We start from the raw sequence: 23,261 nt of genomic DNA, 5'->3' as shown, positions 1-23,261 counted from the left end.
CTTATTTTTATTGTTTAATTATTTTATTCTTATTGATTTTCACCCGATAGCTATCGGGACACTAACTTCTAATCTCTACCTAAAAATCCTCATCTAACGAGAATGCCTTGCTTTCTGCAGTGCTGTTCATTACGCCGCTTTTTTGGTAATCGCCGACGCGTTTTTCAAAAAAGTTGGTTTTGCCTTGCAGGCTTATCATTTCCATAAAATCAAACGGGCACGATACACCGTAAACTTTAGGGTAACCCAATTCGTCTAACCACCTGTCGGCTACAAACTCGATGTACTGGCTCATCAGTTTGGCGTTCATGCCAATCAGGCTTACCGGTAATGCATCGTTCACAAATTCTTTTTCTATCTCTACCGCGTCCCTTATAATTTTGGTTACCGCTTCTGTAGATAGTTTTGTATCCAGCATTTTGTAAAGCATACAAGCAAACTCGCAGTGCGAACCCTCGTCACGGGAAATCAACTCATTACTGAAAGTTAAGCCGGGCATTAAGCCACGTTTTTTTAACCAAAAGATAGAGCAGAAACTACCGCTAAAGAAGATGCCCTCTACCGCCGCGAATGCTACCAAACGCTCGGCAAAGCTGCCGTTATTGATCCAGCGCAGTGCCCATTCCGCTTTTTTACCTACACATGGTACGGTATCTATAGCGTGGAAAAGGCGGTCTTTTTCGGCCGGGTCTTTTATATAGGTGTCAATTAATAACGCATAAGTTTCTGAGTGGATATTCTCCATCATGATCTGAAAACCGTAGAAACAACGCGCCTCGGGTAACTGCACCTCGCTCATGAAATTGATAGCCAGGTTCTCGTTAACGATACCGTCACTTGCCGCGAAGAAAGCCAAAATGTGCGAGATAAAATGGCGCTCACCATCGTTAAGGGCTTCCCAGTGTTTCATATCGTCAGACAGGTCGATCTCTTCGGCTGTCCAAAAGCTGGCTTCGGCTTTTTTATACATTTCCCAAATAGCGGGGTATTTTATTGGGAGGATCACAAAGCGGTCTTTGTTTTCCTTTAATAGTAATTCTGTTTCCTCTGCCATATCAAACGGTTCCTATATATTATGTATTAATTCTTTAACCCTGTTAACACTATCCCTTGCTTTTGTACCGAACCGACAGCAGATAGGTGTACCATGCGAGTATTTCACTAAACGGCGAAAAAATTGCTTTTTCGCATTTATTCTACTCACTCTTACACCCTCACTAATCGTTTCTAAACTATTTTTAGTTGCACATTAGCCCATGTTTTATCATGGTCTGTTTTTTCTGTTTCGATAGAACTACCGACAACATTAATAGCGTTAAAAGAACTTCTAATTCAAAGATAGGGTAACAGGCCTTTGTATGTTAGTCTAAGTTTTTAACATCCCCTATAAGTTGTCCACAATATATTTTGATAACACAATATTATTATGGGATGACAAAAAAATCAATGGGTTAAAAAACAAGCTGTTACCACCCGTTAAAGCGTTAAATTGATAATCGGAAAATAAAAAACGGATAACCCTTGCAGGATATAAACACGTTGTTAACAGCCCTAAAAATCAAAGGAATACCTAAGGTAAAAGCCCTCAAAAACGCCATTTATCCGCGCCGAAAAGTTAACATTGAGTGACTGTTTATTTAACAAAACAACATGTGGAAAAAGAAAAAATCCCAGCCAAAACTTGACAGGGATTTAAATTTTAGCTGCCCGGCAAACCTGTCATGCTGACTTATTTTTTCAATTCGTCAACCGGAACAAATTTCATGGAAACCGAGTTAACGCAATGCCTTGTATTTTTTGGCGTAAGGTATTCGCCCTGGAAAACATGACCCAGGTGAGCACCGCAATTAGCGCAAAGTATTTCGGTACGGCGGCCATCAGCATCGGTTTCCCATTTTACGGCGCCGGCTATCTCGTCGTCAAAACTTGGCCAGCCACAATGCGATTCAAATTTGGATTCGGAAGTGTATAGCGGGGTATCGCAACGCTTGCAAACGTAAACGCCCTCGGCCTTGTTATCCAGCAAAGCGCCGGTAAACGGGCGCTCGGTACCTTTGTGCAATATGATATATTCTTCTTCTGGTGTTAATTGATTATATGCCATGTTATTGGTTATGATTAAATGATTAAGAAAGATTTCTCAAATTAAGAATATAACTTAATCGTCCTTTGGTTTACATAAATATACGACAATTTGAGGGCAGTTTTTGTTTGTGGGATGGATGTTTACGTGGGGTTGACCAAGCAGGAATTGTCATCCGGATTAATGAAAGATCTGTTCGCGAATATGTAAGTTAACGATCAAATACTTCCCTATCGTTCAGCTTAACAGAAATTTATCAGCATTTTAGTTCCTCCTTTAGGGCTTCACATACCCTATATGATACTCCTGTATCAAGGCAGGGTTCTCTGGCGTTAAGGTAAAGCTCACTTTAATGTTACCCTTCTCGCCTTTTATGATGAAATAACCGCGCAGGTTATTGTCGGGAACAACCTCACCAACGCTAATGATCTTACCGGCTCTGGTATAGGCGTCGGTTGCTTCAGCTTTTAGCTTATCGGGGAAATAATCCATGAAAAAATTATCGGCAAAAATTCCTCCCGCCTTTGCATCGCTCCAGTTTGGTAACAGTTTTACCATTTCGTCGCGGCGTTGGGTAAGGATATTTGACGCGGGTAGCTGGCGTGGTTCAATTTTAGATAGGGCCAGCAAAGTATCTAAAGCTATCCTGTTTGCCCGTCCTGCGTTGGCATAAGTTAAATTGGCAAAGCACATCACCCCGACACCATATTCGGGCAGGATGCTCCAGTTACTGCCGAAGCCGGGTAAGCCCCCCGTATGCCCAATAAAAATGTGGTTATCGCAGTCCTTCGTCCAGCCCAAACCGTACGCATATGCCGATACCGCGGGGCAAAGCCTGCCAGTGGTAGTTTTGGCATTGGCATTTAAAGAGCTAACATCCCAGGGGTATTGCATCTCGCGGATAGAGCTGCGCTTTACCGGGCTCGTTTCAGCATCGTCCCTTGCAGGCCAGGCGTTTTGGTGTACCGCCAAGTACTTGTTAAAATCTTCTATAGTGGTTATCAACCCGCCCATCGCGCCGTAGGCACCATCGTGCAGTAGCGGCTGCTCTACCCATTTATCATCCAGCCAGCGGTAACCGTGGGCAAGTTGCTCTTTTGGTACTTTTGTATATTCCCAGTAGGTATGGGTCATGCCCAGTGGAGTTAAAATATTATCGGTGATGTATTGCTCATAAGTTTTGCCCGATACTTTTTTAATGATGTAGCCAAGCGTTGCAAAACCAAGATTGCTGTACTCGTAACCGTTACCGGGATTATTGGAAAATGTCACCCCTTTGCGGTAGATGTTTAGCAGTTCTTCATCGCTAACAGCCAGTTGGCGGTCGCCCCATGGGTTATCTTCCGGAAAGCCTGCCGAATGGGTAAGCAAATGACGAATGGTTATAGGCGTGGCATCTTTAGTAAGATACTTATTGTTCTTCATCTCGGGGATGTAGAGCGACGCGTCATCATCCAGTTTTAGTTTACCCGCGTCGCGCAGTTTTAGGATCGCCATGGCGGTTAAACTCTTTGTCATGGATGCTATCCTGAAATCTGACTTTGACGTAACCCGAGTTTTATTGTCTAAATCTGTGTACCCGGTGTTACCCGTGTGCACCAGCTTTCCATCAACCATAATACCGTAAGCCATCCCGGGCCAGTGGTTCTCTTCCGCATACTGTTTATACAACTTATCTATAACGGGGAAGGTCGCCTCTATCTTTTTCATCCTGTCAGGGTGGGTAAATGTAGCAGGTTTGTACTGGGCGAAGGATGTCGTTGATATGAAAAGGAAAAGGGTTAGGTATTTTTTCATGGCGGGTAATTTATCTGAACCTTAATTTATCGAATTTAAGAATTTTTAGAACAAATCCATCCATTTCGCTGGGCTATAGCGCTTTATTTCCGGCAATGATATAGTTAGCTTAAACAAAAAATCCCGGCCAAATATGACCGGGATTTTCTTTTATCTCTTGATTCTTGATTCTAACAATCCTGAATCTCTTATTTCAATTTCGCTAACTCCTCCGCCATGGCAGCGCCAATTTCGGCAGGAGATTCTACTACCCGGATCCCACACTCACGCATGATCTTCATTTTGGCGGCAGCTGTATCATCGGCACCGCCAACAATTGCACCCGCGTGGCCCATACGGCGGCCCGGAGGTGCAGTCTGACCGGCGATAAAACCAACAACCGGTTTTGTACCATTCTCTTTGATCCAAAGGGCGGCTTCTGCTTCCATACCACCACCAATCTCACCTATCATGATAATACCATGTGTATCAGGGTCATTCATTAATAACTCAACAGCCTCTTTGGTTGGGGTGCCAATAATTGGGTCTCCACCAATACCAATAGCGGTAGTTATACCTAAACCGGCTTTAACAACCTGGTCAACCGCCTCGTAAGTAAGCGTACCCGATTTTGAAACCACACCAACATGGCCTTTTTTGAAAATAAAGCCCGGCATAATACCAATTTTGCTTTCGTCGGCAGTGATAACGCCCGGGCAGTTAGGACCAATAAGGCGGCTATCTTTATCAGTCAAATATTCTTTAACCGCTATCATATCCTTTGTAGGGATACCTTCGGTGATACATACAATAACTTTAATACCGGCTTCGGCGGCTTCCATAATGGCATCTGCACCAAAAGCAGGCGGAACAAAAATAATAGATACATCGGCACCTGTTTTATCAACCGCGTCTTTAACGGTGTTAAAAACAGGCCTGTCTAAATGGCTTTGGCCACCTTTACCCGGTGTAACACCACCCACAAGCTGGGTGCCATAAGCAATCATTTGCTCGGCATGGTAGCTACCTTCTTTACCGGTAAAACCCTGTACTATAACTTTAGAATCTTTGTTTACGAGAACGCTCATCGGCTTTTTAGTTTTTGTATGGCAAATCTAAAGTTATTGCCCTTAAAGTCAAATTATATTTTATCTGTCGATGTTAACAAAATCAAATTCCACCAAAAAATTACTTTTAAGTTATCTATCGGTTATGGTGGCTGTTTAACAGACAACAGCAATAAATCTTAAGCATAATATTGCTTTAATATCTTTTTAGTTAATTTAGCCTCAACTAACACACCTATCTACCTCATGAAAAAACACAACCTACTGATCCTTACCATCTTTACGACCCTACTTTTTACCACAACCGCTCATGCGCAATTTGGCGAACTCGGAAAAAAACTACTTGATAAGGGTACCGACATGGTATCTGGCGGCGGGCTCAACAAAATTTTAAAGCAGCCACAGGCCATTACTACCAGTTTTAAAGATGTAAACAAAACAGGCTCCAGGCCGCCTTCTTATTTAGACGGGCAGCAACCCCAGCCATTATACTTGTTACCAAAAGCACCGGGCGGTGGTTTTAAACTTTGCGCCGGCTTTTTTGAAATGACCAACAAAAGCTACTGCTTGCATGCGGGCACACGCGGACCAAGTAAAGGCGATGGCTACATGCTTGCACCCGTGTTAGGCCCTAAAAGTAACGTGGTGATACTGATTTTAAAACATGCCGAACTGCACCCCAACGTTAAACAGCACGATATACAGGTATTATTATGGGCTATTATTGCCCGCACCCGTTTTGTAGACATGGGTACCGATATTAAACTGACTGCAAATACATTACTATCCCCGCAGGAACTGCTTATGCTGGAAGGCGGCGCGCTTGGTGTATTGCCGGCAAGCCTTATGGATAAAGCCAAAGGGCAGTTACCATCTGCCATACAAAGCATTTTTGAAGCCGAAAACAACATCCGCAGGCTGGCGGCATCGGGGAATTCATCTTACGAGGAAATGGAGAAATACGCGGTACTGGCTGGCATTGCCTCGCAACCAGACCCTGATGTACCATCTGGCACGTGGTCGTTACACCCCGATGGTTATTACATCCGTTATTTCCCGAGTGGGTATTCCATTACCAGGGTACAGATCTTTGTACCGCAGGAGTTGGTAAGTACCAAACCGGGTTTAATTTACGATGCACCAAACGGCATTGCCTGCCCCGCTAATGTAGGCGCCCAACGCCTTGCACAAACTAACGAGCCGCTTGACCCCGACTATACCAAAAAACTGAAGATCGTTTGCAATTAAGCAGCGGATAAAGCATAAACAAACTGCAGTAATTTTGCTGCAGTTTTTTTATTAATCTGCTAATGTTAAATTTTTGTTAATCAGCACTTAATACCTATCATAAGAACTATCTTTATCATATAGCTGCATCGGATATGAGGTATTTACTATTTGTGCTATTTGTTTGCTTGTGCTTTAACGCCCACGCCCAAACAGTTACAGGTTTTGTTATCGATAAAAAGACCCGCAAGCCTATCGAGTATATAATCGTTTCGGCAACAACTTCAAATACTATTACCAACGAGCAGGGCGCGTTTGTTCTTCGCATTTCTAAAGTAACCGATACCCTGCGTATCAAAACCATGGGGTACAAACCCTACACCAAAATTATCAGTCCCTGGAGCGGAAATTTAAAGCTGATAGAGCTGGAAACAGCGTCTATCCGGCTGAACGAAGTAGCCATTGTGGCTAAACGCAACTTCGTCCGCGATAGCGTGAACAACCGCAAGCAGTTTGCCAAAGAGTTTGCTTTTAAAGGCCCAAGTTTTGTTGAAGTGGTGCACCCAACTGCTGTTAATGTGCCTTTTGCCTGGGCAACCGTAGATCTGCTGTCGTTATTTAAAGCGGCGAATAAAAAGAATACCAACGCCTACAAACTGCAACAAAACATGCTGCGTTACGAACGCGAGGACCATACCGCGCAACGTTTTAACAAGGCTTTAGTTGGCCGTGTTACCAACCTGCGGGGCGACACATTAAATGATTTCATCACCGAATACCGCCCCACCCCTGCCCAAATTGATGTAATGACCGACTATAATATGGTGCTATACATTAAAGATTGCCTACAGAAATTTAACAGTAAAGCCGTAACCGCGAAAATTACAAAGCCGGATTTTAAGGTGGATACGACAAACAATAGCGATTAAGCTATTCAAAAACTCTCCCTTCAGGAGTTGGCGTTTCAAACTCCCCCTCACTTTTCGCTACAATAATAGTTGCCACCCCGTTGCCTATTACATTGGTGATGGCGCGGGCTTCGCTCATAAAACGGTCTACACCTAATAGAATAGCCACCCCCTCAACGGGGATTATTTTGATGGCCGCTAAGGTAGATGTGAGCACAATGAAACCGCTACCGGTTACCCCTGCCGCGCCTTTAGAGGTGATCATAAGGATACCGATAATACTTAGCTGCTGCGCGATAGAAAGATTTATCTTAAAAACCTGGGCTAAAAATATCACCGACATAGACAAGTAAATGGTTGTACCATCCAGGTTAAAGGAATATCCCGCGGGGATCACCAAACCCACTACCGATTTTGAACAGCCGAACTTTTCCAGCTTTTCCATCATCCCCGGCAGGGCCGATTCTGACGAAGATGTACCCAACACGATTAGGATCTCCTCTTTGATATGCTTCAGATATTGCCACAGGCTAAATTTATATAGGTAACAAATGATATTGAGCACCACAAAAATGAACAGGAACATGGTGAGGTACACCGAACCCATTAGCAAAGCCAAAGGTTTAAGCGTCGCCAGCCCATAGGTGCTTATGGTATAAGCCATGCCACCGAAGGCGCCGAGCGGTGCTACCTTCATCACTATCTTCATGATGTTGAAGAACACTTTAGAGAGTTTATCAAATGTGGTGATGATAGATTGCCCCATCTCGCCCATCCGGCTTAAACCGAAACCAAAAAGTATGGCAAAGAAAAGGATTTGCAGAATATCGCCTTTGGCAAAAGCTTCGAACGCGTTGGATGGTACAATGTGGGTGATGAAATCGCCCCATTTCATTTCGTTGCCGGCCTTTTCATAAGCGGCAAGTTTGGCGGTATCAACCTTAACGTGGTTATTTATGAAATTGGCACCAGGCTTAATAATATTGGCAACAGCTACACCTATAATGAGCGCCAGCGAGGTCACCAGTTCGAAATAGAGCAAAGCTTTACCGCCTACGCGGCCAACCTTTTTCATATCGCTCATGCCGGCAATTCCCAACACAATCGTAAAGAAAATGATGGGCGCTATCAGCATTGTTATCAGGCTGATGAAGATCTTGCTGATCATCTGTGCCGTTGGCGCAAAATCTTTAACATATAAACCCACTAAAACCCCTAAAATAATGGCGATAATAACCTGGAAGGTGAGGTTGCTAAACAGGCGTTTCATGGGTTGTTGAATAATGGGTAGTTTATTGGAGTGTGGTTGCAATATAAACGATAAAAATCAAAAACTACTTACCACCCTCTACTCACCACTCACAAAATTATATCTTTCCATTCAACCCGTTGTAAATCATCTGGCTGGCTAAAAAGGTTACCACAATAGCAAATACCCAACGCAACCACCGCGATGATTTGGTATGGACGAGGATCTTGGAACCCGTCATGGCGCCGAAGAGGACGCCTATTACCACCGGCATGGCAATACCGGGATCAATGTAACCACGTTGCAGGTAAACTACCGCGCTTGCTGCCGCCGTTACCCCTATCATAAAATTACTGGTGGTAGTTGATACTTTAAAAGGGATGCGCATAATAGTATCCATTGCCAGCACTTTTAACGCACCCGAGCCAATGCCCAATAAACCGGAGATGATCCCCGCAAAAAGCATCATGAAAAAACCGCCGCTTACACGGGTTACACCATAATTGATCTGTCCGCCATTACCATCCGGGTAGCTACCATAAAGTTTTAGTTTTGCTGCAAGGTAGGTTGGTTCGGTAAGGATATTCTCTGCCTTTTTACGTAACGACATTATAGCCGAGAAGATCAAGATCACCCCAAACAATACAGCGATATACTGCACAGGGATATAAACTGCTATTAACGCGCCTGCCAAAGCCCCAATTGTTGTGGCTATTTCCAAAAACATACCAAGCCGTATGTTTGTGATACCTTCTTTTACATACGCTGCTGCCGAGCCCGATGACGTTGCTATAACCGATACCAACGAAGCACCGATAGCGTAATGGATATCAACGCCTAATACAAGCGTAAGCAAAGGGATGATTACAACGCCGCCACCAAGCCCGGTAAGTGACCCCAGCAAGCCCGCAAAATACGCCCCAACAAGAATAATTATAGTAAAAATAAGTACCGACATACGGCCATCAATTGGTTTGAACCGTAAAAGTAATATAACTTTTTTAATGAAAAAAAGGAAGTAAATCTATCGTCTAACTTTTCTTGGCCGGATACTTAATGCATCACCCCGAAGAAGTACACCCAGGCAATAAAAAATATTTGCAGCGGGATCCTGAACCAAAGGTAGTTTAAGCCGTTTCCGCAGGCATCCGGTTTCTCCAGGTTTACTTCGTTTTTCGCCGCGTGGATATTGGCAGGCAACAACATCACTAAAAAGAATATCACAAACCATGCTACAGGTTCGCGCACGTTTTTGACGAGCATCCCTATAGCAGCCAGGATCTCGATATAACCGGTGACGTGTACCACCGCCTTTTTATAGGGGATGAACGTGGGCACCATCAGCATCATACCGCTGGTAAATTTAAAGTGGGCTGTGGCCGCGAAGATGAGCATCACACCCATGGCCAGCCTGCCGCAGAAATAATAATCGGGCGGGTGGCCGGCAATAAATGTTGCCAACGAACTCACACCAAACACGGCCAGTAATACGATAAGCGGTTTCATGACCTCAATATCGCAAAAAACAATAAAATGTGTAATATCTTTGGGTTTTAAATAGCAAATATGGGTTACAAAAGTTTACAGGCTTGCATTACCGATCTTGAAAAAAACGGCCACCTCATCCGCATTAAGGAAGAGGTTGACCCTTACCTGCAAATGGCTGCCATACACCTCCGTGTTTTTGAGCACGGGGGCCCTGCAATATTGTTCGAGAATGTAAAAGGCAGCAAGTTCCCGGCGGTATCAAATTTGTTTGGTACGCTGGATAGGTCGCGGTTTATTTTCAGGGATACGCTAGATAAGATCAAGACCCTGGTGGATATTAAAAACGACCCAATAAAGGCCATAAAAAATCCTTTTAAATATGCAAATACTGCCTTAACCGCACTATCGGCCCTGCCCATGAAAGTGCGCAAGGACGCCCCGATAAGCTTCGGCAAAACATTGGTAAGCGAGTTACCGCAAATAGTGAACTGGCCTAAAGATGGCGGCCCGTTTGTAACTATGCCACAGGTTTACACCGAGGATGCCGATATGCCCGGCATTATGAACGCCAACCTGGGGATGTACCGCATCCAACTGGGTGGGAACGATTACTTGCAGGATAAAGAAATTGGCCTGCACTACCAGCTGCACCGCGGTATTGGCGTGCACCAAACCAAGGCCAATGCAAAAGGCCAGCCGCTTAAGGTGAGCATTTTTGTAGGCGGCCCGCCGGCGCACCCGGTTGCAGCGGTGATGCCATTACCCGAAGGTTTAAGCGAAATGACCTTTGGCGGTGCTTTGGGTAACCGCAGGTTCCGTTATTTTTATGATGACGAGGGGTTCTGTATTTCTGCGGATGCAGACTTTGTGATAACCGGCACCGTGATGCCGATGGAGAATAAACCCGAGGGCCCTTTTGGCGACCACCTGGGATACTATAGTTTGGCGCATCCCTTCCCGCTGATGAAAGTGCACAACGTTTATCATAAAAAGGATGCGATATGGTCGTTTACGGTAGTTGGCCGCCCGCCGCAGGAAGATACCAGTTTTGGCGCCCTGATCCACGAGATAACCGGCAGCGCGATACCAAAAGAGATCCCCGGCCTGCATGCTGTAAATGCTGTTGACGCGGCAGGTGTGCACCCGCTTTTGTTCGCCATTGGCAGCGAGCGCTACACGCCTTATGTTAAAGAGCGTTACCCGCAAGAGATCATCACTATTGCCAACCATATCCTTGGTAAAGGGCAGTTGAGCCTGGCTAAATACCTTTTCATTGCCGCTAAGGAAGATAACCCAAGCCTGGATGTTAACGATATCGGCGCATTCCTGAAACATATTTTGCAACGCATAGACCTTACCCGCGACTTGCATTTTCATACCCGTACCACCATAGATACCCTCGATTACAGCGGCGACGGCCTAAACAGCGGCAGCAAAGTTGCTATTACCGTAGCCGGCGATATTAAACGCGAACTTTGGAACGAATTACCGGCTACCTTTACCCTTCCCCGCCCATTTGTGAACTACAAAATGGTGATGCCGGGTGTATTGGCTGTAGAAGTCCCAAAAAACATCCGCACCAGCGATATGCCTTTAATGCTGGAGATTTTGCAGGAACATTTAGCAGAGGCCGAATTAAGTGGCTTACCACTAATGGTTTTGTGTGATGATGCAGCTTTTACCGCGCAAACCCTTAATAACTTTGTATGGGTAACCTTTACCCGCAGCAACCCAAGCCACGACATTTACGGCATCAACAGCTTTACCGAACATAAGCATTGGGGCTGCAACGGCCCGCTCATTATTGATGCCCGCATAAAACCACACCACGCCCCAGTATTAGAACGCGACCCGGAAGTTGAGAAACTGGTAGATAAGATGGGCGAAAAAGGTGGAGTGCTGCACGGGTTGATATAAGGGAAGAAAGCGCGACCTAAATCATCCTAAAAACGGCCTTTGTAACACCAACGTGTTCACGTTCACGGCCATGTGCGCCCCGTGAACACGCGTATCTACCTTATAATCAGCGATTTCGATTTTGTAACGCGCAGCTAACGACCGTATCTATCTGATAACAAGAACTTTAAACCTTTATGTATACTGGTAAATAACGTTTTAACTGATCATTTACGTTGCGCCGTTATTGAATCAGTCAAAATTATCTGCACATCCGCATATCTGCATATCCGCACATCTGCACATTTTACTATCTTAGCGGCCATATAACATTTCGAGCACATGAACAAATTTCACGGGACAGGAGTTGCGATGATCACTCCTTTTCAGGCAGATGGACAGGTAGACTATGATGCTTTACAAAAGCTGATAGACCACCTGATCGACGGCGGGGTAGAATACCTGGTGTCACTTGGTACAACCGGCGAGAGCGCCACATTGAGTAAAGAAGAGAAGAAGCAGGTCTTCGCCTTTACTGCCAAAGCCGTGAATAAACGTGTGTTGTTAGTTGCAGGTATTGCAGGTAACAACACCCTTGAAACCGTTGCAGAAATTAAAGTTTTTGATACCACAGGCTACGATGCCATACTATCGGCAAGCCCGCATTATAATAAACCAACGCAGGAAGGGATTTACCAGCATTACAAAGCAATTGCCGAAGCTACCCCCTTGCCGATAATTTTATACAACGTACCAAGCCGTACAGGCAGCACCGTTAGCGCCGAAACTACCGTTAGGCTCGCTACCGATTTTAAGAACATCATCGGCATTAAAGAGGCATCCGGTAATTTTGAGTTACTGAACCATCTGTTCCGCGATAAGCCCGAGGACTTTTTGGTGATATCAGGCGATGATCCCATTAGCCTGCAAATGATCGCGATGGGTGGTGTTGGTGTAATCTCTGTTGTGGGCAACGCGTTGCCAAGGCAGTTTAGTAACATGATCAGAAAATGCCTTGCCGGAGATTTTAAGGGCGCATACCCTTCGCACTACAGCATAATAGAGTTTACCCGCCTGATGTTTGCCGAAGGCAGCCCGGCTGGCGTCAAATCTGCACTGAAAGCTTTAGGCGTTTGTGGCGATACTTTACGTTTACCATTGGTAAATGTTGGCTCCGATACGGAAGCGAAGATAAAGGAACAGTTAAAGATTGTCAAATAAAAACACCATTTGTCATCCTGAACGATAGTGAAGGATCTATTGTAGAACAGTGCAAGGCCGATTGCATGGCGGCGAGTAGATGCTTCGCTATCGCTCAGCATGACAAAGGGGTAATAAAAAATCCGGATAGCCAACAGCTACCCGGATTTTTATTTAAAGTAAAATAACCTTTCGACTATTTAATTACGCTTTATTTTTCGAATCCTGAACTTCAAGACGGATAGATTGCGCCAAGTTTTTTAGGTCTTGCATGCCTTTGCGCACACGGGTACCAGCAGCGCTGTTACCTTTGTTATAAAATTTGTCGGCATCAGCTTCAAGTGATGCAACCAGCTCTTTTACTTCAGTAAATTTTTTCATTGTGACTCTCCTTTAATTTTTGAGGTTTATTGTTTTGTAAAAGCTAATCTAATGTGTTTTTTAATAATAAAAAACTTTTGCAATATAAAAATAGTGCCTTTAAAGTGGTTTTTTTCCACATTATGCGCCTAAACAATCAAAAAACCGGTTTAATTTACTAACCGTTAAATTCTCCAATTTCAACCCAACAACCATATTGTTATGGATTTATTGCATAAGTGGCGATAATTTTATTTATCGTTTAACAATTCCACTTTTTTATTATTAAAACCGTACTAATCAGATATTTGGGCTCCAAACAAAAAGCCCTGCAAATATTTGCGGGGCTTTTTAATAATACTGCTACAAATGTTGCTATGCCGCGGCCATTTTATAATGCCCTTCCATTAGTTTGGTTGATACCGCCTTAAATGCATCCAGCGTTTGCTGTACGTCTTCAATGGTATGTAACGCTGTTGGTATCAGCCTTAGCATAATTAAGCCCTTAGGGATAACCGGGTACACTACAATAGAACAGAATATGCCGTGTTTCTCGCGCAGTTCCATAGTTAAGCTTGTTGCCTCGGTCAGGTCGCCTTTCAGGAATACAGGGGTAACCATGCTGTTGGTTACGCCAATATCAAAGCCTTGCTCAACTAACCCGTTCTGAAGCGCGCGGGCAATAGTCCAAAGTTTTTCGCGGAGTTGCGGGTTAGATTTTAAAATTTCAAATCGTTTCTTCAACCCAATCACCATCGGCATAGGTAATGCTTTGGCATAGGTTTGCGACCGCATGTTATATCGCAGGTAATTGATGATTCCGTTATCGGCCGCTATAAACGCGCCTATCCCTGCCATTGATTTAGCAAAGGTGCCGAAGTAAAGATCCACCCCGTCAACACAATCCTGAGCCTCGTGTGTGCCCGAGCCTTTAAGCCCCATAGTGCCGAAGCCGTGTGCATCGTCAACCAACAATCGGAAGGTATATTTTTCCTTAAGTTGGATGATCTCTTTGAGTTTGCCCTGCGCGCCCGACATGCCAAAAACGCCTTCGGTTATCACCAGGATGCCTCCGCCGGTTTGTTCTACCATGCGCTGCGCATGTTGCAGTTGTTTCTCAAAGCTATCGATATCGTTATGCTGGTACACAAAGCGTTTACCCATATGCAGGCGTACACCATCAATGATACAGGCGTGCGACTCGGCGTCGTAAACGATTACATCTTTACGGTCCACAAGTGCATCTATAATAGATACCATACCCTGGTAGCCATAATTAAGCAGGAAAGCCGCCTCTTTGCCTACAAATCCGGCAAGGCTATCTTCCAGTTCTTCATGGTGTTTGGTATTACCAGACATCATCCTGGCGCCCATTGGGTATGCCATGCCATAATCGGCAGCGGCCTGCGCGTCGGCCTGGCGCACTTCGGGGTGGTTTGCTAAACCAAGATAATTGTTAAGGCTCCAAACCAACTGTTTTTTGCCATTGAATATCATATGGGGACCGATCTCACCCTCCAGACGAGGGAAGGAGAAGTAACCGTGCGACCACTTTTGGTGCTGCCCGATGGGGCCGCCCATGCTTTTGTTTATCTTTTTAAACAGGTCCAATTTTGAATGTTTTGCTGAGTGTAAATTTTTGCAAATATAAATACTATCCGCGTTTTAAACCTATAACAAAAAAGCCCCTGCATTGTTGCGAGGGGCTTCATATTTGGGTTTAGATCAATTAGTCAACGTTATCGTGCAGGAACGAGTTGTTGTTCCTGATCTCTGTTTTGCCATCGCTATCCGGCAATAATGAGAACCTTGATATCTGGCTTTCGTCGCTGGCAGGGGTTTGCTGTAAAGCGATCTCTTTACGTTTATATGCAGGGATGTTTTCCAGTTCCTGGATGTTACCGTTACGCAGCTTCATGCTCAGGTCTTTCAAACGCATAATGCGCTCGCGCGATTTGCGTAACTGCTCTTCTATAGATTCGTCTGTTTTATTTTCGTCGGCATTAACAACTTCCGGTTCAGGCTCAGGCGCTTGTACCTGGGCAACAACAGGCTCAAAGTTCATTACCGTTTCCGTCACTTTAAAGGTAAATTCAGATACTTCATTCTCTTCGGCAGCGGCAGGTGTTTCTTCGTTAAGGTCGTATTTGATGATACCGTTATCTGCTGCATCCTGCTCTTCGGCACGGGCAAACAGGTCAAATAAACCGGTTTGTTTTGGCTCGTCCTTAAGCTTTATGTATGGGTTAGCATCCATTTCGGCATCAGCTTTAACCGGGGTGATAAACTCATTCACCGGTTTTACCAATGGCTCGCTCTCGGGCACCAGCATCGATACTACTTTTTTATTACTGTTTTCTTTCTCGCGCTCGTCTTTGGTTTGGAAACCTGTAGCGATAATGGTAACAGATAATTTTTCGCCAAGGTTTTCGTCCACACAGTTACCCCATATCAGGTCGGCAGCTAAACCGGCTTCTTCCTGTATGTAATCGGTAATTACGCTTACCTCATCCATGGTAACCTCTTTAAGGCCCGAACTTATATTTAACAAGATGTAACGTGCACCTTCAATTTCGTTATCTTTTAATAGTGGAGATGATAAAGCACCTTCCACAGCTTTTAAAGCGCGATTTTCGCCCTCGGCAGTGCAGCTACCCATTATAGATACGCCACTGTCTTTCATTACGGTGCGCACATCCTTAAAATCCACATTTATGTAACCCGGCAGTGTGATGATCTCGGCAATACCTTTAGCGGCAGTTGTTAAAATATCATCGGCCTGGCCAAAAGCCGAGCTCATGGTTAAGTTACCAAAGATCTGGCGCAACCTGTCATTAGAGATCACCAGGAAAGAATCTACATATTTTTTCAGCTCTTCCATACCCGCATCGGCCTGCATTTTACGGCGTTTGCCCTCAAACGAGAACGGGGTAGTGATGATACCTACGGTAAGGATATCCATTTCGCGGGCTGCTTTGGCAATGATAGGGCTTGCGCCTGTACCGGTACCACCACCCATACCTGCTGTAATGAACAGCATTTTGGTGTTTGAACCAAGCATTTGCTTAATATCGTCGATGTTTTCGATGGCAGAGTTTTTACCAACTTCTGGTATCGAACCTGCACCCATACCTTCGGTTAGGCTTGCACCTAACTGTACCTTGTTGGGGATAGGGCTCAGCTCGAGCGCCTGGGCATCGGTATTACAAATAATGAAATCAACACCGGTGATCCCTTGCCTGTACATATGGTTTACTGCGTTACCGCCGCCACCGCCAACACCAATTACTTTGATGATTGACGACTTTTCCTTTAACATCTCAAACTGCATAATCCTTATTTTCAGCTATGTATATTCTGGTGAATAGATAGATTTTCTTATTGTAATATTATGACTTTTTCCACAAGGTTTATCCACAAATGTGTATAATGTGGATAAGTTTATGGATGTGAATAAATAAGCAGCAGCCCCACCCAAACCCTCCCCGAAGGGGATGGCTTTAATTAAGTCTCCCCTATCGGGGGAGATTTAGAGGGGGCTTCCCTATTTCAAAAAGTCTTCGTCCTTAATATCGTCTTTAATAAATTTTTTGCCCGATTCCAGGATCTTACCTAATAGGCCAAACTTCCTGTCGTCGGTATATTTAGTTTTTTCGGCTTTGATGGCTGCCGCGGCAGGCACCTCTTTAACACCGTTGTACTCCATTTTCTGGATCCCTTTTATAAGCAGGCCTATACCTGTTGCAAAAGTCGGGCTTTGCAGGTCTTCGTAGATGTTTTTTGGTAAAAACTCGTTCTTAGCCAAATGCTCGTTAGGGTAACCCACGCGGCAATCTAAACCTGTTACGTATTCAATAAGCTGGGTTAAGTGCTTCAGTTGCGCACCACCACCCGTTACTACAATACCCGCTATCAGTTTCTTTTCGTAGCCGGATGATTTTATCTCGTAGTACACATGTTCTACAATTTCTTCCATACGGGCCTGGATAACAAAGGCAAGGTTTTTAACCGAGATCTCTTTGGGTTCGCGGCCGCGCAAGCCCGGTACGCAAACTATCTCGTTTTCTTTGTTCTCTTCTGCTAATGCCGAACCAAACCTTACTTTCAATTGCTCTGCAATGTTGCGCATTACCGAACAACCCTCGCGGATATCTTCGGTTACGCTGTTACCACCAAACGGGATAACCGCGGTATGGCGGATGATGCCTTCATGGAATATGGCCACATCTGTAGTACCACCGCCTATATCTACTAAAACTACACCGGCTTCTTTTTCCTCGTCACTCAACACAGATTCTGACGATGCTAAAGGCTCCAATATCAATTCCTGGCTTTCCAGCTGGGCTTTGTTCACACACTTAACAATATTTTTAATGGCGGTTACCTGGCCGGATATAATATGGAAGTTGGCTTCTAAACGCACACCTGCCATACCTATCGGGTCTTTTACGCCCGGCTCATTGTCTACCGTAAATTCCTGCGGCAATACGTGGATGATCTCCTCGCCCGGGGGCATTACCAGGTTGTACATATCCTCAACCAGCTTGTCAATATCTTTGCGGCTTATTTCCGAGCTCAAATCCTTACGGGTAATTAAACCACGGTGCTGCAAACTTTTTATATGCTGGCCGGCTATCCCTACGTTAACTATCCTGATCTCGACATTTGACTGCGTACCTGCAATTTCAACCGCGGCGGTGATACCCTGCACGGTTTTATCGATGTTTGATACCATCCCGCGCGTTACCCCTGCCGACTCGGCCTTGCCAATACCTAATACCTCTATCTTGCCGTTTTTGCTTCTGCGGCCAACTATCGCGCAAATTTTAGTGGTTCCTATATCAAGGCCTACTACAATTGGCGAACTTTTTTCTTGTGTTGAACTTTTGTCCATATAATTAGTTTTTAATAGATATCTTCTCTTTGTTATTTTGTAATACCGGGATATCATCGCCCGTTCCTGTCGAATCCTTAAATGCCTTGATAGTTGCCGTCTTTGCCGAATCGGCCATAAACTGTTTGCGGTGTTTTAGCGAATCGATCAAGGTTTCGTTCCTTACCCCTATTACCTGGTTTATATATTTAATGTTGATCAGTTTATAAGCATCCCACCCAACCAAAGGTAAAGCCTGCTTGTAAAATACTTTTAAGTTGGCAAATTTGGTAGCAAGCGAATCGGCATTGCCCAGCAATATGCGCTGGTTGCCTACACGCGGCACCAATTCAATCTCATGGTCCTGATTGATGTACAGCTGTGCTATCTGCGCATCCCAAAGCGAATCTTTACGGATAAAATCGGCCGTTTTAAAGATCTCTTTAGCCAGCGGCGTACGTAACGAATCTACCTTGTTGGCAAACAGCTCGTCGATATACCCATTAACGGCCAGTACCCTTGCTGTAAAGTTTTGCGACAGCGGCATTTTTAAACCGTGCATATCCACGTAAAAGTCCTGGTCGAACCGGTTCATCATACGCAGGATAGGCTGGCGCTGGCTTACCTCTACCTGTATCACCCCATCCATATCTACATAAACCGTGGCAAACTCAACAAAGGGATTGTGCTTCAATTTGTTTTCGAGGCGGTGAATATCTATGTTCTCTAACCTGCGGCCAATAAGCGAATTGCTGGTGGTTTGCAGGATGTTATCCACCTCTTGCCTATCCAGAAAATATTGGTTGCCCGGGATGTACACATTTACCTTTTTGCAAACCAGTTCATTTTTTTTGATCTCTATGAAACTCATAAGCACCACCAGGCCGGCCAGGCTAACAAGCCAGCCAAAACCAATAAGCAGCGGTTTCCATATGCGTTTCTTAAACATTTTCCAATACTTGTTTTAAGGGTAAAACTAACGTGTCGATATCGCCTGCGCCCACCGTTAAAAGTAACTCAGGTTTTTCAAACGCCACAATATCAACGCTTTCTTGTTTTCCACATTTGCGTTTATTCAACATTTTCATCCTGTTTAGGATCATTTCGCTATCCACACCTTCTATTGGCAGCTCGCGCGCCGGGTAAATATCTAACAACAATAATTCATCAGCCATATCCAACACCTCGGCAAAGCCATCGGCAAAGTCGCGGGTGCGGGTAAACAGGTGCGGCTGAAACATTACCGTTAGTTTCTTATCCGGATATAAGCGTTTCACTGATGTGATGGCGGCCCTCAATTCCTCGGGGTGGTGCGCGTAATCATCAATGTAAATATGCCTGTCGTTCTTCACAATGTATTCAAACCTGCGTTTAACGCCTTTGAACGAGCCCAACGCTTCGTGGATAGCATCCGCAGAAACCTCCACATGCAATGCAGCCTCAATAGCCGCCGTAGCATTTTCTATATTATGTAAACCGGCAATACCCATTTTAATATTGGGGATGCTGGTTTTGCCATCGTTAAAATCAAAGTAGAAGTTACCTTCTTCTATCCGCACATTGGTTGCCATGGCCTGCGCCTCGGCATTCATGGCGTAGGTTACCCCCTCGCCCAATGGCAAGCCTTTATGGTATATTAATGTGCCACCCTGTTTTACCTGCGAAGCAAAAAGCTTAAACGATTGCTCTAACTGTGCGTGATCGCCGTAGATGTCCAGGTGATCGGCATCCATCGAGGTGATGATGGCAATATCAGGGTGCAGGGTCAGGAACGAACGGTCGTATTCATCAGCCTCTACCACTACAATATTATTGGCACCATACAGCACATTGGTTTGGTAATTGGATGATACGCCACCCAAAAAAGCCGAGCAATCTTTACCCGAATCCTTCAGGATATGCGCTATCATGCACGATGTGGTTGTTTTACCATGTGTACCAGCCACTGCAATTGTGTACATGCTTTTGCTGATGATTCCCAACACCTGCGAACGCTTCTGCAGATCGAACCCTTTTCTTTTAAAATAATTAAGGATCTCCGAATCTTTCGGGATAGCCGGGGTATAAATTATTAATGTACCCTCGTCAATGTTTTGGAAACTCATCGGAATCCAGTCCTGCCTGTCCTCAAACACCACATAGATACCCTCGTTATGCAGGTCATCTGTAAGTGGCGTGTGGGTTTTATCGTACCCGCAAACAACACAGCCTAAATGGTGGAAATAGCGCGCAAGGCCGCTCATGCCTATGCCGCCTATACCTACCAGGTAAACTCTTTTTATGTTGTTTAATTCCATTTGTCTTTTTTAAAAAAGGCTATCTCCCCAATCGTTTTTGGGGAGATTAGCCATTTAATTGTTGATTGTTATTTGGATAACTTCTTTCGCAATAACTTCATCAGCTTTGGGCAGGGCCAGTTTGCCAATGTTATTGCTTAATGTTTTTTGTAAATCTTTATCATTTAAAAGTGCAAGCGTCTTATCTACTAATTTTGCTTCGGCATCGCGGTCGGCCACAAATAAGGCAGCGTTTTCCTCTACCAATGCCAGCGCGTTTTTGGTCTGGTGGTCTTCGGCCACGTTTGGCGATGGCACCAGTATCACCGGTTTTTTGATCACACAAAGCTCGGCTATGGTACCGGCACCGGCGCGCGATATCACTACATCCGCAGCGGCATAAGCCAGGTCCATACGGTTCAAGAACTCTACCACGCAAATATCCGGGTGCTTATTTGGCCCTAATTGTTCCATAATGGTTTTATGGTAAAACTTGCCTGTTTGCCAGATCACCTGCACATCGGCAGCAATTATTTTATCGATGCCTGCCAGTATGCTATTATTCAACGTACGTGCGCCAAGGCTGCCCCCGGTTATCAGTATTGTTTTTTTGAACGATGACAGCTTATAAAGCTCCAGCGCCTGCATATGTTTACCGGCAATATTTACCGACTCCTTGCGGATAGGGTTGCCTGTTTTGATGATCTTATCGAACGGGAAAAACTTCTCCATCCCATCAAATGCCACACAGATCTTTTTTGCCTTGGCACCCAACCATTTGTTGGTGATACCGGCATACGAATTTTGCTCCTGGATGAGCGTTGGGATGCCCTTTAACGATGCGGCGTACAACAACGGACCGGATGCATAACCACCCACACCTACAGCGGCATCAGGCTTAAAATCTTTAATGATCCGGATAGCCCTGCGCACGCTTTTGAGCAGTTTGATCGGGAACATCACATTCTTCCAAATTGATTTACGCTGGATGCCCTGGATATCTAACCCAATAATTTTATAACCAGCCGCCGGTACTTTTTCCATCTCCATACGGCCGCTGGCGCCAACAAATAAGATCTCCGTTTCTGGGTCAAGCTTTTTCAAAGCATTGGCTATAGCAATAGCCGGGAAGATATGCCCCCCAGTACCGCCGCCGCTTATGATAATTCGTGGCGCAGCCCCCCCCGCCCCCTGAAGGGGGAGCTTTTGATTTGCAATATTTTTATTATCTGATGCCACTCTATAAATTTATTTTTTTTCTTTATAATAATCCTGCTCCCCCTTCAGGGGGCCGGGGGGCTTAAGCTATACTTATCTCTCCTACAACAACCTTCTTCGGTTCGTCTATATCCCTGCTTACCGATAGGATAATACCAAAGGCCACACTTGTAAATAAAATGGATGTACCACCCATACTCACCAATGGTAGCGGCACCCCGGTTACCGGGCCTAAACCTACAGCAACCGCCATATTTGCAAATGCCTGTATGGTTAAACTAAAGCTTAACCCCGCGGCCAGTAATGCCCCGAACGCTTTTGGTGCTTTAGTTACAATTTTGATGCATCGATATAATAAGAACAAATAGATGCCTACCAGCATAAACCCACCTACTAAACCATATTCTTCAACAATGGTTGCATAAATAAAATCCGAGTACGGATGCGGCAGGTAATTACGCTCGGTACTGTTGCCGGGCCCCTTGCCAAACACACCGCCGGTAGCTATGGCTATCTTAGAGTGATCTGACTGGAACGACTTATCGGGGTTTGCCAGCTCCGGGTGCATAAAGGCATGGATCCGCGACATATAGGTTGTACGGCGCGGGCCTAATAACATTACCCCTGCAAGCAATACGGCGCCTGCCAAACAAACCACACTTATTTGCTTGATGCTGATACGGCCAATAATCAGCAATAAGATACTCACCCCAAACAGCATCAACGCTGTAGAAAGGTTAGCCAGCGCGATCAATATAAACACCACACACACCGAGCCCATAATAGGCAGGAATGAGTTTTTAACGTCCTTAATGTTTTCCTGCTTGCGCGATAGTGTACGCGCCAAAAAGGTTATTAAAGCCAGCTTGGCCAAATCGGATGTTTGGAATGTTAAGCCTGTGCCAGGGATAGCTATCCAACGGCTTGCATCGTTAACGTGGCTACCAAATATCAGTGTGTACAACAATAAAGGGATGGTTACCACCATCAGTATTTTAGAGATCCCGGCGTAATAACGGTAATCTAACAAATGCGAAAAATACATCAGCGCAATACCGCCTACTATCATTAAAGTATGCTTCAACAGGTACGACTCTGCACCTTTATGGTTTTTATAAGCGATGGTACCCGTAGAGCTATACACAGCCAGCAATGACAGTACAGACAACACAATGACGATAAGCCATATCCAGCGGTCCCCTTTTACGTTACTGAGTATTTGATTCATATTTATTTAAATGTGCAGATATGCAAATGTGCAGATGTGCAGATTATTAATTATTTAATGGGTTGACGATATTATCTTACCTAACACTTTTAATATTGATTGTATCTCTTTATACATTTCTTCTTCAAACGGGTAACTTTCCGCATGCTTATAAAGCAATAGCCAGTACTCCGTTTCCTCTGCTTCTTTATACGCAATTTTACATTTATGCCTAAAATCGATCTTGCTTTGCGCTCCTTGCGCTTCCCTAACATTGGCTCCTATTGACGTGCCGCTTCTGAATAACTGATTAGCCATATTGAATTTCTTTTTCGATTCGAGTAATTCTGTAAACTCGATAATCTTCAAAGAAAAACTGAAGGTTAAGTCAACTATTAAATTGGGTTTGTCATTCATTCATCGTTCTATTTAC

General features: G+C 44.7%; 20 protein-coding genes. 4 read left to right on the top strand and 16 right to left on the bottom strand.

Annotation, left to right across the window (positions count from 1 at the left end; genetic code table 11):
* Positions 1 to 79: 79 nt before the first annotated feature.
* The 4 genes from ABIB39_RS08920 to sucD all read right to left on the bottom strand — a co-directional run bounded on the left by ABIB39_RS08920 (position 80) and on the right by sucD (position 4,947).
* Complete coding sequence (locus ABIB39_RS08920) at positions 80 to 1,054, bottom strand: ribonucleoside-diphosphate reductase small subunit (protein WP_354429170.1); 975 nt, start codon at positions 1,052 to 1,054, stop codon at positions 80 to 82.
* A gap of 675 nt (positions 1,055 to 1,729) precedes the next feature.
* Positions 1,730 to 2,104 (bottom strand): methionine-R-sulfoxide reductase, encoded by a 375-nt coding sequence (locus ABIB39_RS08915; protein ID WP_354429168.1) that lies wholly within the window; start codon positions 2,102 to 2,104, stop codon positions 1,730 to 1,732.
* A gap of 255 nt (positions 2,105 to 2,359) precedes the next feature.
* On the bottom strand, positions 2,360 to 3,880 hold the full coding sequence (locus tag ABIB39_RS08910; protein WP_354429167.1) for a serine hydrolase domain-containing protein: 1,521 nt from the start codon (positions 3,878 to 3,880) through the stop codon (positions 2,360 to 2,362).
* 188 nt (positions 3,881 to 4,068) lie between these two features.
* Entirely contained in the window at positions 4,069 to 4,947 is an 879-nt protein-coding gene (sucD, locus tag ABIB39_RS08905; RefSeq protein ID WP_354429165.1) for a succinate--CoA ligase subunit alpha, read from the bottom strand.
* A gap of 225 nt (positions 4,948 to 5,172) precedes the next feature.
* Between sucD and ABIB39_RS08900 the strand changes: the two genes are divergently transcribed.
* Together ABIB39_RS08900 and ABIB39_RS08895 are read left to right on the top strand one after the other, a co-directional pair.
* Positions 5,173 to 6,174, top strand: a complete 1,002-nt coding sequence (locus ABIB39_RS08900; protein WP_354429163.1) for a hypothetical protein — start codon at positions 5,173 to 5,175, stop codon at positions 6,172 to 6,174.
* 134 nt (positions 6,175 to 6,308) lie between these two features.
* Entirely contained in the window at positions 6,309 to 7,082 is a 774-nt protein-coding gene (locus tag ABIB39_RS08895) for a carboxypeptidase-like regulatory domain-containing protein (RefSeq protein WP_354429160.1), read from the top strand.
* A 1-nt stretch (position 7,083) separates the two neighbouring features.
* Here ABIB39_RS08895 and dctA read toward each other — a convergent pair whose 3' ends face one another.
* From dctA to ABIB39_RS08880, 3 genes are all read right to left on the bottom strand, one after another.
* Positions 7,084 to 8,331, bottom strand: a complete 1,248-nt coding sequence (gene dctA / locus ABIB39_RS08890; protein ID WP_354429158.1) for a C4-dicarboxylate transporter DctA — start codon at positions 8,329 to 8,331, stop codon at positions 7,084 to 7,086.
* A 97-nt stretch (positions 8,332 to 8,428) separates the two neighbouring features.
* On the bottom strand, positions 8,429 to 9,268 hold the full coding sequence (locus ABIB39_RS08885; protein WP_354429156.1) for a sulfite exporter TauE/SafE family protein: 840 nt from the start codon (positions 9,266 to 9,268) through the stop codon (positions 8,429 to 8,431).
* Positions 9,269 to 9,363: 95 nt separating this feature from the next.
* Entirely contained in the window at positions 9,364 to 9,816 is a 453-nt protein-coding gene (locus tag ABIB39_RS08880; protein ID WP_354429154.1) for a DoxX family protein, read from the bottom strand.
* 60 nt (positions 9,817 to 9,876) lie between these two features.
* Here ABIB39_RS08880 and ABIB39_RS08875 point away from each other — a divergent pair, with 60 nt between their 5' ends.
* Complete coding sequence (locus ABIB39_RS08875) at positions 9,877 to 11,715, top strand: UbiD family decarboxylase (RefSeq protein WP_354429152.1); 1,839 nt, start codon at positions 9,877 to 9,879, stop codon at positions 11,713 to 11,715.
* 321 nt (positions 11,716 to 12,036) lie between these two features.
* On the top strand, positions 12,037 to 12,915 hold the full coding sequence (dapA, locus tag ABIB39_RS08870; protein ID WP_354429150.1) for a 4-hydroxy-tetrahydrodipicolinate synthase: 879 nt from the start codon (positions 12,037 to 12,039) through the stop codon (positions 12,913 to 12,915).
* A gap of 183 nt (positions 12,916 to 13,098) precedes the next feature.
* Here the strand turns inward: dapA and ABIB39_RS08865 are convergent, their stop codons facing one another.
* From ABIB39_RS08865 to ABIB39_RS08825, 9 genes are all read right to left on the bottom strand, one after another.
* Positions 13,099 to 13,275: a BF3379 family histone-like protein gene (locus tag ABIB39_RS08865; protein WP_354429148.1), complete on the bottom strand. Its 177-nt coding sequence runs from the start codon at positions 13,273 to 13,275 to the stop codon at positions 13,099 to 13,101.
* Positions 13,276 to 13,629: 354 nt separating this feature from the next.
* Positions 13,630 to 14,865 (bottom strand): aminotransferase class I/II-fold pyridoxal phosphate-dependent enzyme, encoded by a 1,236-nt coding sequence (locus tag ABIB39_RS08860; protein ID WP_354429146.1) that lies wholly within the window; start codon positions 14,863 to 14,865, stop codon positions 13,630 to 13,632.
* A gap of 118 nt (positions 14,866 to 14,983) precedes the next feature.
* Positions 14,984 to 16,585 carry a cell division protein FtsZ gene (ftsZ, locus tag ABIB39_RS08855; RefSeq protein WP_354429144.1) on the bottom strand — a complete coding sequence of 534 codons (1,602 nt, stop codon included), beginning with the start codon at positions 16,583 to 16,585 and terminating at the stop codon, positions 14,984 to 14,986.
* A 213-nt stretch (positions 16,586 to 16,798) separates the two neighbouring features.
* Positions 16,799 to 18,148, bottom strand: a complete 1,350-nt coding sequence (gene ftsA / locus ABIB39_RS08850) for a cell division protein FtsA (RefSeq protein ID WP_354429142.1) — start codon at positions 18,146 to 18,148, stop codon at positions 16,799 to 16,801.
* Between the two features lie 4 nt (positions 18,149 to 18,152).
* A complete protein-coding gene (locus ABIB39_RS08845) occupies positions 18,153 to 19,076 on the bottom strand; it encodes a cell division protein FtsQ/DivIB (protein ID WP_354429141.1) in 924 nt (307 codons plus the stop codon).
* Entirely contained in the window at positions 19,069 to 20,424 is a 1,356-nt protein-coding gene (murC, locus tag ABIB39_RS08840) for a UDP-N-acetylmuramate--L-alanine ligase (RefSeq protein ID WP_354429139.1), read from the bottom strand. The genes ABIB39_RS08845 and murC overlap by 8 nt, the downstream gene beginning before the upstream one ends.
* 54 nt (positions 20,425 to 20,478) lie before the next feature.
* On the bottom strand, positions 20,479 to 21,621 hold the full coding sequence (murG, locus tag ABIB39_RS08835; RefSeq protein WP_354430113.1) for an undecaprenyldiphospho-muramoylpentapeptide beta-N-acetylglucosaminyltransferase: 1,143 nt from the start codon (positions 21,619 to 21,621) through the stop codon (positions 20,479 to 20,481).
* Between the two features lie 82 nt (positions 21,622 to 21,703).
* Complete coding sequence (locus ABIB39_RS08830; RefSeq protein ID WP_354429138.1) at positions 21,704 to 22,849, bottom strand: FtsW/RodA/SpoVE family cell cycle protein; 1,146 nt, start codon at positions 22,847 to 22,849, stop codon at positions 21,704 to 21,706.
* A 54-nt stretch (positions 22,850 to 22,903) separates the two neighbouring features.
* On the bottom strand, positions 22,904 to 23,245 hold the full coding sequence (locus tag ABIB39_RS08825; RefSeq protein WP_354429136.1) for a four helix bundle protein: 342 nt from the start codon (positions 23,243 to 23,245) through the stop codon (positions 22,904 to 22,906).
* Positions 23,246 to 23,261 lie beyond the last annotated feature (16 nt).

It is taken from the genome of Mucilaginibacter sp. UYP27 (assembly GCF_040547175.1).
GTDB lineage: Bacteria > Bacteroidota > Bacteroidia > Sphingobacteriales > Sphingobacteriaceae > Mucilaginibacter.
Note: the sequence above shows the minus strand (reverse complement) of the source record. Positions and strands in the feature narration are given on the sequence as shown.

Bases quoted from the DNA above. Each gene is read 5' to 3' on its own strand.
- ABIB39_RS08920 (WP_354429170.1), bottom strand. From the start codon at position 1,054: ATGGCAGAGGAAACAGAATTACTATTAAAGGAAAACAAAGACCGCTTT.
- ABIB39_RS08915 (WP_354429168.1), bottom strand. From the start codon at position 2,104: ATGGCATATAATCAATTAACACCAGAAGAAGAATATATCATATTGCAC.
- ABIB39_RS08910 (WP_354429167.1), bottom strand. From the start codon at position 3,880: ATGAAAAAATACCTAACCCTTTTCCTTTTCATATCAACGACATCCTTC.
- sucD (WP_354429165.1), bottom strand. From the start codon at position 4,947: ATGAGCGTTCTCGTAAACAAAGATTCTAAAGTTATAGTACAGGGTTTT.
- ABIB39_RS08900 (WP_354429163.1), top strand. From the start codon at position 5,173: ATGAAAAAACACAACCTACTGATCCTTACCATCTTTACGACCCTACTT.
- ABIB39_RS08895 (WP_354429160.1), top strand. From the start codon at position 6,309: ATGAGGTATTTACTATTTGTGCTATTTGTTTGCTTGTGCTTTAACGCC.
- dctA (WP_354429158.1), bottom strand. From the start codon at position 8,331: ATGAAACGCCTGTTTAGCAACCTCACCTTCCAGGTTATTATCGCCATT.
- ABIB39_RS08885 (WP_354429156.1), bottom strand. From the start codon at position 9,268: ATGTCGGTACTTATTTTTACTATAATTATTCTTGTTGGGGCGTATTTT.
- ABIB39_RS08880 (WP_354429154.1), bottom strand. From the start codon at position 9,816: ATGAAACCGCTTATCGTATTACTGGCCGTGTTTGGTGTGAGTTCGTTG.
- ABIB39_RS08875 (WP_354429152.1), top strand. From the start codon at position 9,877: ATGGGTTACAAAAGTTTACAGGCTTGCATTACCGATCTTGAAAAAAAC.
- dapA (WP_354429150.1), top strand. From the start codon at position 12,037: ATGAACAAATTTCACGGGACAGGAGTTGCGATGATCACTCCTTTTCAG.
- ABIB39_RS08865 (WP_354429148.1), bottom strand. From the start codon at position 13,275: ATGAAAAAATTTACTGAAGTAAAAGAGCTGGTTGCATCACTTGAAGCT.
- ftsZ (WP_354429144.1), bottom strand. From the start codon at position 16,585: ATGCAGTTTGAGATGTTAAAGGAAAAGTCGTCAATCATCAAAGTAATT.
- ftsA (WP_354429142.1), bottom strand. From the start codon at position 18,148: ATGGACAAAAGTTCAACACAAGAAAAAAGTTCGCCAATTGTAGTAGGC.
- ABIB39_RS08845 (WP_354429141.1), bottom strand. From the start codon at position 19,076: ATGTTTAAGAAACGCATATGGAAACCGCTGCTTATTGGTTTTGGCTGG.
- murC (WP_354429139.1), bottom strand. From the start codon at position 20,424: ATGGAATTAAACAACATAAAAAGAGTTTACCTGGTAGGTATAGGCGGC.
- ABIB39_RS08830 (WP_354429138.1), bottom strand. From the start codon at position 22,849: ATGAATCAAATACTCAGTAACGTAAAAGGGGACCGCTGGATATGGCTT.
- ABIB39_RS08825 (WP_354429136.1), bottom strand. From the start codon at position 23,245: ATGAATGACAAACCCAATTTAATAGTTGACTTAACCTTCAGTTTTTCT.